The organism is Sulfolobales archaeon, assembly GCA_038897115.1.
Classification (GTDB): domain Archaea; phylum Thermoproteota; class Thermoprotei_A; order Sulfolobales; family AG1; genus AG1.
Window position 1 is genome coordinate 1 of record JAWAXC010000074.1, and the last position, 11,125, is coordinate 11,125.

General features: G+C 49.1%; 9 protein-coding genes. 5 read left to right on the forward strand and 4 right to left on the reverse strand.

The annotated features are described in order from the left end of the window. A partial coding sequence (locus tag QXE01_09250; GenBank protein ID MEM4971424.1) for an ATP-binding protein occupies nucleotides 1-435 on the reverse strand: 435 nt, incomplete at its 3' end. A gap of 55 nt (nucleotides 436-490) precedes the next feature. Then, nucleotides 491-3,538 (reverse strand): hypothetical protein, encoded by a 3,048-nt coding sequence (locus tag QXE01_09255; protein ID MEM4971425.1) that lies wholly within the window; start codon nucleotides 3,536-3,538, stop codon nucleotides 491-493. Between the two features lie 122 nt (nucleotides 3,539-3,660). Between QXE01_09255 and QXE01_09260 the strand changes: the two genes are divergently transcribed. The 4 genes from QXE01_09260 to QXE01_09275 all read left to right on the forward strand — a co-directional run bounded on the left by QXE01_09260 (nucleotide 3,661) and on the right by QXE01_09275 (nucleotide 8,450). Beyond that, on the forward strand, nucleotides 3,661-6,846 hold the full coding sequence (locus QXE01_09260) for a hypothetical protein (GenBank protein ID MEM4971426.1): 3,186 nt from the start codon (nucleotides 3,661-3,663) through the stop codon (nucleotides 6,844-6,846). Nucleotides 6,847-6,906: 60 nt separating this feature from the next. Then, complete coding sequence (locus QXE01_09265) at nucleotides 6,907-7,176, forward strand: PaREP1 family protein (GenBank protein MEM4971427.1); 270 nt, start codon at nucleotides 6,907-6,909, stop codon at nucleotides 7,174-7,176. 81 nt (nucleotides 7,177-7,257) lie between these two features. Beyond that, a complete protein-coding gene (locus QXE01_09270; GenBank protein MEM4971428.1) occupies nucleotides 7,258-8,031 on the forward strand; it encodes a hypothetical protein in 774 nt (257 codons plus the stop codon). Then, on the forward strand, nucleotides 8,028-8,450 hold the full coding sequence (locus QXE01_09275; GenBank protein ID MEM4971429.1) for a hypothetical protein: 423 nt from the start codon (nucleotides 8,028-8,030) through the stop codon (nucleotides 8,448-8,450). The genes QXE01_09270 and QXE01_09275 overlap by 4 nt, the downstream gene beginning before the upstream one ends. A 7-nt stretch (nucleotides 8,451-8,457) precedes the next feature. On the opposite strand, the gene QXE01_09280 is transcribed toward QXE01_09275, so the two are convergent. After that, complete coding sequence (locus QXE01_09280; protein MEM4971430.1) at nucleotides 8,458-9,852, reverse strand: hypothetical protein; 1,395 nt, start codon at nucleotides 9,850-9,852, stop codon at nucleotides 8,458-8,460. An 80-nt stretch (nucleotides 9,853-9,932) separates the two neighbouring features. Between QXE01_09280 and QXE01_09285 the strand changes: the two genes are divergently transcribed. Then, the gene (locus tag QXE01_09285; GenBank protein ID MEM4971431.1) at nucleotides 9,933-10,523 is read left to right on the forward strand and encodes an HAD family acid phosphatase; all 591 of its coding nucleotides are present in this window, start codon (nucleotides 9,933-9,935) and stop codon (nucleotides 10,521-10,523) included. A 157-nt stretch (nucleotides 10,524-10,680) separates the two neighbouring features. Here the strand turns inward: QXE01_09285 and QXE01_09290 are convergent, their stop codons facing one another. Then, nucleotides 10,681-11,001 (reverse strand): hypothetical protein, encoded by a 321-nt coding sequence (locus tag QXE01_09290; protein ID MEM4971432.1) that lies wholly within the window; start codon nucleotides 10,999-11,001, stop codon nucleotides 10,681-10,683. Between the last annotated feature and the right edge of the window lie 124 nt (nucleotides 11,002-11,125).

Here is an 11,125-nt window from a genome sequence, read left to right on the forward strand (position 1 = left end):
GTAATAGGTGTCCAGCTCTTTCTTTGCTATCCTCTCGATCTCATCCTCCCTCCATATAAGCTTGTGATTGGCAGTTATGATCTCGGCTGTGTGTCCGAGCATCAACCAGCTGAGCCTACCAATGCCGAACATACCTATATACCTATCCCTATCCCTAGCCTTGAAATCCGTCCCAACAACTAGAAAAGCATCTAGATATTCGCCCTCTATTGGTTTTCCATTGTGCTCGAACGTTAGTGTCTTGCTGCTCGGGTCATATCCTATGTCTATCCTTGATGCCCCGGCGTCTATAGCGTTCTGGATCAGCTCTCTGAGGGCGTCAAGAGGTCTTCTATATACTAGCCCTAGCTCCTTGATCGCCCTGGGTGATAAAATAGTTAGCCTCAGCGACTCCTCCCCCAGATCCTCAGCAAGACCCTTTCTAAACGCCTGCACCGAGGCCCCGATGTTGAGGCGTGTAAAAGCGGTGTTTAGAGAAAAAACCTATGGGCTAGTAATACCTTATTGCTTTTTCAACGGCCCTCCTAACGAGCCCGTGTGGTGCTGCTTTCGATGCGAGTATGTCACCTGCTATTCTAGAGGCAACTGCCATTGCCCTGTCGGGGTTTATCGATTTATATCCCTGCCATATCATTGTGTTCATAATCGTTATACCCGGTGCCATCCACTCAGCAGCCTGTGCCAGTATATTCGATGAAACCATCAGCATGTATGGTGATACCGCTAGCGTCATGCCCCCGACTGAGATCCATGTGTATACAGCCCTCTCAAGCACAGGCGATATCTTCGGGTGTGCCCTTGTAAGGTCTTTGACGTGCTTGGTGTAGCCGCTTATAGCGTTGAACACATCCATCATCTTGAACCCCCTTGCGAGATCAACGGCGACTAGGTAGACATATGCGTCGTTCGCAACCTTCTTAAGAACCTCAGGATTTCTAACAGCCTCTGCGAGGGCCCTGTTATAGTCGATGCCCTTCCTCTCAGCAATCTCCTTAGCTGCTGCCGATAGAGCCAGGATCCCAGCCATGTTTATCGAGGCTACGACGGAGTTTGAATCTATATTTGTTGTTGGGTGTGCAACCCTCATATATGCCGAGTAGTACTCATACCTGATAGCCGTTATAGTCCCGAGGGCAACTGCTAGGTTTGTCGAGTGTGGAGACCCCGCGAGCCTGTCTATAGCCCTGGAGGCCTCCTCCCAGAACTTATCATCCCTTATCTTTCCACCCGACTGGAGCTCCGAGTCGGATAGAACAACCTGTTTAGCCCTGCCCACATCCTCTGGAAGGGCTATCACAACATATAGGTTATCCCCTGATACCCTCACAGCTGCTCCCTCGGCTATCGACTCGCTAACGATGGATGGTCTAACAGCTATCCTATCACCCTCGACCCTTATCCATCCAGCAGCTAGGCTTGATACATCCTCCCCGAGAACCTTCGAACCCTTTCTAGCGGCATCGAGGATCTCATCCCCAGTAGCCACCTCATATGACCCGCTCTGCCTGTCAACCTTGATAACCACAACCCTGGATAGAACCCAGCCCTTCTCATTAGATGCATCGAGGGTTCTGTTACCCTCGAGAGCATATACAGAGCTCGCCACAGCCAGTAGATGTAGATCTCCAGAGCCAAGGTACTCAGAAGCCTTCCTCAGAGCCTCAGAAGATGCTGCGGATGCCTTAGCAGCAGCATCTCTGGGGTCTTGAAGTGTTTTCCCAAGGATACCCGCTATCCTAGATGCAACCCTATCCCTATACTCCTCTATATCCGATACAACACCATCAGCTGTAACCATATCCATAGCCCTCATAACAGATGGCAGCTTGACAGGCTCCCTCCTACCCTTCACATTCACCTCATACTCTGCGAACTCCTTGAACCATATCTTCCCACCGGCACCGGAGATCCTCTCGAGGGCCTGTGCAAGCAAGCCAGCTGCTGATACCCTCATGAAGAGACCTATCCTAGAGGCGTTAGTCCCCTCGATACCCTCTAGATCCTGTCTCGATAGAAGCCCAGAATATCTGAGATAGCTATCAACAGCCCCGTAGACCCTGTTCTCAGCCTCTATATCATATGGCATTCCAAATGTGCTCCTCATCATAGACGCTATAACCTGTATCCTAGCCCTCCAACCCTCCCTACGCAGAGCCCTCCCACCATCCTCCACAGCAGCTAGAACCGATGACACGGCGTTGGGCTCCATCTTCCAGAACACATCAACCCTGTTACTGAGATCCGGCGAGAGCATATCCCTGACATCCAACAATATCTCATTGAACACCTTGTCTTTCTTGACCTGGTTCTTCACCAAGAACCTAGATAACTCCTCAAATGGGACGGGCTGCTGGGGCACCTGCTGTTGAACCTGCTGTTGTACCTGCTGACCCTGCTGAGCCTGCTGCTTAGCAATCTTATTTTTATACTCAGCCATAGCATAGCTCATAGCACCCTCTACACCGGCTGAGAGGCTTCTGAACAACGCCAGCTGTTCCTCCAGATCCTGTGAATTGCATTGAGACCCTCCCTTGATGCATTTCTTAACAATATCCGAAAGGCTATCACCATACATCAGATATAGGGCAACCAGCTCCCCAAAGTTTTTGGTATCATCGACAACACCGAGCGGGGTTCTAACCGGCTGATCCAGCAGGGATATTAGCTTTGGATTTAGTGGGTTCTTTTGACGCTGTTTGTTGTTGTAGTCGGCTATTTTACTATCCACTTTTTTCTTTGCTTCTCCTGATATCTCCATCCATATGTTAGACCCTAGCTTTTCGTATATCTGGTGGGCTTTCTTTACTGCCTCTGCTATCTCTCCCTTCAGCACTAGCTCAGATGCCTCTCTAAGCATGGAAGCCCTCTCCCCGTCTATCGCTGGCTCCACCAGCGGTTTCAACCCGTTTCCCATTGAGAAGTAGCCGAGCTTCCTCACGATCTCCATAGTCCTTGCAGACTCGTATGCCTTCTCAGCTATCGATCTCAGGTTATCCTTGAAGCTGGCACTAGCATCCCTTATCTCGCCGAGATCCTTCATGTATTTCTTCAAATCGGCTATGTAGCTGCTCAGCGATGCCTCGCTCACCTTACCATTCTCCTCTATCTCCTTAATGATTTTCTCTTTGATCCTCATTATCTCTGTTGTCTTGCTGTCCATACCCTTCAGAGCGATCATGGCAAGCTCTACAGATGCTAGGTGCTTGAGTAGGCCGGCTGCTGCTGTCGTGGCTGACTCATCGCCCTTGATCCTGCCCTTATCATATGAATCTATGATCCTCTCGATGCCATTAACAGCATCCTCGGCTGTGATCATCATTGGTGCCAGCTCGAGGGCCCTCAGGAGCTGGGAGCCGTATATGGCTAGATATCCCTCCTCAGCGGATGCCTCTATATGTGCTATATTCACTATACCCCTATCAACAGCCCTCACAAGATCCTTCCTATCTATGTACAGAGCCTCAGCAACTATCGCAGAAGCAGCCCTCAGCTCGCTCTCAACCTCTGGAGCCTCAACCCTCCTCCTCTGTAGAGACACCTTCGCCACCCTCAATAAGTGTGTCTTGGATAAGCGTTTCAACCCAGGCTGGAACCTGGATCTGTTTATAAGTGTTTTAATTCTAATATATTGTTTTGGGGGATGTGGAGAGGGGTATATAGATGAATCAATATGATGAGCTGTTTAAAAGGTCAAGGATACTCAGGTGGATAGCATTTATAGCTGGCTACATCACACCATCTATGTTCAGAAACCTGATGCTAGAGGTAGCATCAGCAGCTGCTAAACACACAAACGAGGGTAACGTCTACAGGGTTCTATGGAACATGGGATTCGTACCAAGCCTTGAAGATGCTAGGAAGATAAAGACAGAGGTATTTGGAAAGTCAGAGGTGGATGCCCTCAGAGAGCTCGGCGTCTTTGCAGACGGCTATGTTGATATAGATGATATGGGTATAACGATCCCAAGGATATACTATATCCAGCTCACGATTAAAGAGAAATACGCCGCGATAGGCTTTGACACATGGGTAAGAACAGATAGCTATAAGGCACCTGATTACATGCTATTCATACCTGCCAACTATGACAAGCTATACGTAGTATCCGGAGACTATATCGGGCCATACAGGCCATACCCAGGTTTTCGTAAGTATGGCGATACAGATAATGTGTTGATCTTGGATGATCTGTCGAGGATATTCATATCCGAGGAGGAGATAGTGAAGAAATATGGGAACGACTATAAGAGGCTCTTCAACGACATACCAATCCCAGTAGGACTCCCGATAAAGAAGGATGGTACTGTGGATATGAGGTCGATCGCTGTTAAGGATCTGAGGCTAAGGATAGCTGCTGTTGCAAAGGCCTCTAAGATGCTGAGTGGGGAGGCAGTCAATCTCGGTGTGGAGCTCTCGATGTCTAGATGGCTTCCAAACTCTATAGAGATGCTGATACACTATGAGCAGGATCCTGAGGTTAAGAAGATTCTTCTGAGGAACTATGCATACTCGATCATGAGATATTACACATGCTCAGGCGTGGGCACAAAGGGTGAGACACTCTTCTACACTGGGAAGGTGCTTGAGTGGGAGAGGAAGCCAGAGTCGCAACCAATCGCATATGGCGCCGCAGACATAGCGAATGTCGATCTAATGGGTTTCGACATATTCACAGGGAAAGAGAAGCATAAAGGGGCTGCAAGTCAGTATATGGATATCGTGTGGAGAGCCAGGTACGGTGGGGGATCCAATGACTCAGACTTGCTTGATGAAACAACATATGATGAGTATGAACCCAAGAGCTGGAAATACCTAGAGGAGCTAAAGCCTGTCATATCATTTGTGGATGACAGGGGACGTGCTCTGATGCTGACAAAGGAGTTTGCGGATATACTTAAGATCTATGAGTTCTTCAACGTATTCAACGAGAACTATCGGTGGTACAGCAGGATCTATTGGTTATTCGAGAGAGAGAACCTTTCGCCCGAGTATAAGCAGTTATGGAATATAAAATATGATGTGCTCCCCCGGGGCTCCTTCGAGAATGAGAGGCTTCATGGTCTTACAGGTTTCTTAGTGAAGAACTATAGATATCTCAGATACCTCAATCCTGACTATGGCATTCTCTGGGAGATCCAGTTCCACACACAGTTCTTCAGGGACTATACGAAGTGTGCAGAGAAGATCTACATGGAGGTTGCTGGCGACTGCAATATACATGCAGCCTCCTATAGATATGATAGGTTTTGCTCGGGGCGTACTATCCTCTGCGGGGCATACTCGGTTCACTGTATGAGTGATCAGAGGTTTGAGGGTGCTGCATCTTCAGACCCTTCAGTTCTTGTGATGCCTGTTGAGGAGTCAGCTGTAGGGGGTATCCTCGAGAGCTGGCCGATAGGTCTATACAACGACATGGCACTGCTGGGCAACAGGCAAGCTGATCTGATGCCGGCAGTATATATCGAGTTCCCAACCCTCATAGTTAGGAGGGAGATCGCTGATAACGAGATAGACCCTGATAGAAAGCCTGTTAAGAGAAGGTATAGGGCTGTGTACCTCAATGTATATGAGTTCGATGCTGAGATACCATATGCATATATCCACAGCTACCCGCCTCCGAGGTTTACCGATGGCTTCTTCAGGGAGGATATGGATCCATATCCTTCCCAGGTGTTCACAGCTGACTTCAACGAGGTTAAGATATACTCTGAGCATATATATGGCTTGAGACCCGTGTACAGCATAGTCAATAGCCTGAGGGCTGGGTATCTAGACCCTGTATCAGCTGCTGATCTATTCCATGCTGTCGGTATAGTGGCTGTTGCTACGAAGCCGGAGTGTATGGATGCCCTTCTAAGGGGCGAGACATCTAAAGATGTCCTCAGGATCTGCTGTGAGAACTGCTACAAGCCTGGGAAGGAGTTCCTTCCACACGGTGCTAGGCCGATCTTCAGGGGGAGGGGGATATGGGGTGGGGAGCTACTGACAAAGCATCTATCAAAGCCCATGTTCACAGCGGATGACTATATAGCTCTATATGCCAGGATTGCATATGCTGCTTCGAAGCACCTCGAGGAGATCACCCGGAGAACTGCCTCGATAGCCCTTTCAAGGTCTAAGAAGGATCCCAATAGATTTGCAAGCCCGGCGGGTGCATCTCTATTCGCAAGGCATCTAATGGATGTTGTCCTATCAGCGTATATGCTGACTAGGTGGGACTCGAGCTGCTCAGCAAAGCGTGGCGAGAAGGTCGTGGCTCTCAATGAGGAGAACCTGCTGAGGATCCTGAGGAGCCTGCCGAGGAACACACCACTAGGGATGCTCCCGTGGGAGGTTAGGAGGGGGCCTATGGCACCTGATGTACCATCGCTGGATGAGCTTGAGAGGATATTCGATGAGAAGATATGGCCGATCGCAAGGCCAGGCGGATATATCATCCCGAGGCCCGAGCTGATGTCCAACCTAGCCACTAGACCGCTCTACAAGGGTCTAGCAATAGTATCTACCCTTGGAGAGGGGCACGAGGTCTCCAGATTCATACTTAGGAGTATTGGGGAGAGGATAGAGGTGCTGAGGAGGAGGATGGAGGATGCACTGAGAGAGGCCGACTCACCGAGCGAGGCCTCGGTTTATGAGGAGCTCAAGAGGATCCCACCAGAGAGGCTGGGAACAGCAATACCGAGCAAAGATGCGTTGGGACGGGCTAGGATCGCTGCCTCGAAGAGATACAGGGTCATAGCAGATGAGTATGGAAGAGCACTCAAAGCAATTGGAAAGGCCCTGAAATGGTTCGGAGTAGCAGAGGATCTACTGGCAAGGATCGAAGAGATCGTCGGAAAAATATGATCATCTAACCTCCCAGCCCTAAATTCTGCAACATATATTACTTCTGGGTAGTGGGGAACATTGCATAGAGCTGGAGATCGGAATATTGAGGATATTGTGAGACACCGCGATCTAGCGGTTGAACTCTTTTATAAGGGGCTGGCTGAGATCGATGAAAGCCCTGCCCAGGCCTCAGAAAAGCTATACAAATCTGTTGAGGAGGGTGTGAAGGCCCTAGCCATATACTACGATCTCAGGGACGTGAGGGATCTTGAAGATGCTGTTGTGAGGCTAAGCAAGATATTAGGTGAGTGGTTCAGAAGAGCCTGGGAGACAGCCTATTACAACTGAAAGCCCCATTCTGCAGGGCGGGGAGGAGGTCAGAGGTTATGGAATAGCTTATCCAGGCCACGCCATTGTTTAGGAGGGTGTATGCCGCAGATTAGTAGATGGACTTTCATGTTCTTCATAATACTGAGCATGATGGTTATAGTGATATTCGCCCAGGCTGGGATATCGCCGCAGACACTACCGTGGCTGACAATCCTCGTGATATCATATATTGTTGGATCTATCTTCGCATTCTTCGGACATATATTGATACCTAGGCTCGTGAGGATCTATCTTGGTGATGTTAGGATAGAGAACGATGTTATAATAGTCTGTGGGAGGGATGGGCAGAGGCCCGAGGATAACTGCACAGCTGCCATGGCATTCAAGCTCCTACCCCTCCAGCCTGTGAGCGATATGCAGGATGAGCAGGTCAAGGCACTCCTAACAAGTGTCGAGGGTGCTGTCTTCGGGATGCCCCTGGGGACTCTATACTGCATACACAAGACAGAGGATCCACTGATACCCGCTGAGCTCAAGAGGCTCCAGGCCGAGATAAAGGGTGCACAGCTCCAGGCCAACGCACCTAGGAGGACTATATTCTCCGCAGCACAGGCTGTTAAGCTCGAGAGCCTACAGAGGGAGATGGCCAGGCTTATGAGGAGCAGGGCTGTAGCAGCTATACAGTTCATCATGATACAGGCTAGGGGGAGAACAGATGTTGAGGCTGTTAGCAGGGTCAAGACAATGGCTCAGCAGGTTGAGAGCATAGCACAGCAGATCGGGTGCACGGCGATAAAGCTGAGCGGGATCAACCTGAGGAACCTCCTAGAGATCATGCTAATGGATAGAGCTGTGAGGTGGGTAGAGACATGAAGAGGATTAGGGGGATAGGAGAGGTAGTCGGTGCCGTGCTACTCATAGGGGTGGCTATGGCTGCGTTCCTCATATTCTACCCAATAGCGTATAACATAATAGCTAGCGGATCCACAGCACAGCCACCAAGAGCATCGATCGCAGACTTCGCAGTGCTAGCAGATTGGAGGACAGCGGTCGCATATATATCAGCTGTGGGTGGGAGTGTAAGGACAACACTTGTCAGGGTAGACGCATACGTGGTATGCAGTACAAACGTTTACAGGGCATCATACAGTATAAATGTAGATATAGACCCAGGTGCCTCTAAGGAGTTCACAGCCAAGCTGGACTTCGGGAGCACGATAAACTGTGCACAGCCTGTTATAAGGGTTCACACGATCTTCAGAATGCCCGATGGTAGCTATGTTATAACATAGCCTTTCCCTAGACATCGATCCAGTTTATACCTGTTAGAAGATCTCTGAACCTCCTATCCATAGCAATGACCCTCGCCCCGGCCCTCGCAGCCCTGCCAATAGCCTGGATAGCCCTTATCCTAGCTATCTCTCTATAGCCATTCACGCCGAGCACCCTTGATAGAACCTCTACCTCGGGGGACTTGGATGGGTATGGAGCACCGACTAGGATCATGAGATCGTGTGGAGGTGGTTCCACACCCTCCGTGTATATCCCCCCTGCAACATCCTCCAACACGATCCTCCCCCTGGCATCACCTAGCAAGGGTGATACAGCCTTCATAACCTCCCTGCTCTGATAGACTATGAAGACCCTGCTATGTCTCTTCACAAGCTCCTGGATCTCAGAGGCTATCGATCTGTACATCTCATCCCCCCTAGAGCTATACTCAGTAGTATATCTATCCATGATCTCTACCCTCACAAGGGGTTTAGAGCCTACCTCGATCACCTCAGCCCTTCTGAAGAGACCAAGCCTAACAGCACTCATATAAACAGATCTATCCATGTCTGTGAATGGGTATCCTCCGACAACAGCGTATATAGATCCCCCGTGTTCGAAGCAGATCTTTCTACACCTCATCAGGATCTGGATCTCCTCGGGAGCCCTGCCACCGATCTTCTCGTATATCGCAGATGCTATCTCGGCAAGTGCCGATAGATCCCTCTCCTTCTTAAGACCATATGCAAGCCTATACAGCTCGTAGTCAGCGGATTCCCTGGCATGGGATGAAACGATCCTGGAGACCTCTGACAGCCTCTCCCTGGATATAGGCCTCACAGCCTCCTCATACATAGATATTATAGAGTGGTACTCGTCGAAAACCCTGATCCTGTCCCTGGATATGATCTGTGGGTGGTGGATCGCATACTTATACGTTGCGACAACCCTCGGAGATGTCTCTACAAGCCTTGCGAGGGATGGGTATAGGCATGCACCTATCTCCCTAGCACGCTCCCTAATAGCCTGTGAACCGCTGAACTGGGCACCATATACAGCCCTTATCCTCTGCTCGGTAACAGCTGTATCGCATTTACCAGAGAGCCTCATGATCCTGCAGAACTTCTCAAAAGGGGTGGGATCCCCTGGCTCTCTCTTGTAGCAGACCTCATCCATACCATATGCCCTAACAACACTCCCACCGCCGCCCCTCCTATAGTGCTCCAGAAACGTATCAAGCTCATTATGTGTCCTAGCGATATACAGAAACCTTGCCTCGGATGCGAGCTCCCTAGCAGCCTGGAGAGTCTTCCCATAGCCAGGGGGTGCCACAACAACAGCAGATCCACCGCCCCTAGCTATCCTAAAAGCCTCCCTGATCTCCTCCTTCTCAGATAAGAACCTATCGAGGGTTTTTATCATACCCACCAAAAACCAGCAGGAAAAAAGCAACCACAAACAGATCTATTTGTCCAAATCAACAAATAATATTGGATGGGAACATGGAGGTAGCTGATCTCGGATGGTTTGTTGTATATACTCGATCGAGACCTGCTTCGAGATTTCTAGCTATCTTTGATCTAGACGGTGTTATCTTCGACTCCACAGAGAGGTTTAGAAAATCGCTAGAAGAGGCAGGTGTTTCCGAGGAGGAGTTTAAAAAAGATCATAGGAAGAGAAGCAGGGTATGGGAGATCTTTCTAAGCAACAAATACCTAGAACTGGATAAGCCAGTGCAGGACGCTCTAACATCTATGGAGAGGGCGTATATGCTTGGATTATCGGCTGTGATCCTGAGTGGGAGACCTAAAAGAATGGCAAGCAAAACAATCGAGATGCTGGATAGAATAGGAGCCAGATACGACCTATTGATCCTCAGGGGAGATGCCAACAAGGAGAAGGATCATATATACAAGGCAAGGGCAATGAGATGGCTCGTAGAACATGAGTACGAGGTTGTGGAGATCCACGACGACTCAGAAGAGGTTCTAAACAAATTAAGGGAATTAGCTCCAGACGCGAAGCTATATCTATGGATCGGCGGGAGAAAAACAGAGCTGGGAAGCAATAGAAGAACTGCCATCACAGCCTAGATTCTCTGCTCAGCATCAAATATATAAGCATCGTAGCGATAATCACTATGAACCCTAAACCACCCGGCATTGGGTGGGGGGAGATTGAAAGAAAGAGAAAAGAACTACAAAAAATGTGAGAGAGAAAAATGTGACCTGCCCCCGGGATGAAGGGGGTTTATGTTTTTGTTCTTATCCTGTTTGCTCTTGCTATGCTTGTTTTAACGAGGTCGTAGATCTTTTCTAGGCGTATTATCTTCCTTATATTCTCTGCTATTGCTGCTAGATCTGTCCTGCTTCTCATCTCGAAAGAATATATTTCTTTTATTGCTACCCAGTTGCTCATGATGAATATCGAGACTGTGTTTGAGGAGCACGAGATCGCAAGTTCTCTGCCAGTTAGATAGAGTATTAGGTGTAGATTTGATGTTCCAAATGGTATCTCCTCTGTGCTAGCTATTCTGCTTGCTATTTCTAGCATCTCTCTGCATAGATCCATCGCTATCACCTTCAGAACTTACAGGTATTGGGTCTCTCTCATCTACCTCGATCTCTATGTGATCGCCGACTTGTTTTGCGGATACCGGTGTTCCCGGGATCTCCTTCTCCTCAACACCTCCCCC

Excerpts from the sequence above, each read along its gene's own strand:
- QXE01_09260 (MEM4971426.1), top strand. The coding sequence starts at position 3,661 with ATGAATCAATATGATGAGCTGTTTAAAAGGTCAAGGATACTCAGGTGG.
- QXE01_09285 (MEM4971431.1), top strand. The coding sequence starts at position 9,933 with ATGGAGGTAGCTGATCTCGGATGGTTTGTTGTATATACTCGATCGAGA.
- QXE01_09290 (MEM4971432.1), bottom strand. The coding sequence starts at position 11,001 with ATGGATCTATGCAGAGAGATGCTAGAAATAGCAAGCAGAATAGCTAGC.
- QXE01_09275 (MEM4971429.1), top strand. The coding sequence starts at position 8,028 with ATGAAGAGGATTAGGGGGATAGGAGAGGTAGTCGGTGCCGTGCTACTC.
- QXE01_09270 (MEM4971428.1), top strand. The coding sequence starts at position 7,258 with ATGCCGCAGATTAGTAGATGGACTTTCATGTTCTTCATAATACTGAGC.
- QXE01_09280 (MEM4971430.1), bottom strand. The coding sequence starts at position 9,852 with ATGATAAAAACCCTCGATAGGTTCTTATCTGAGAAGGAGGAGATCAGG.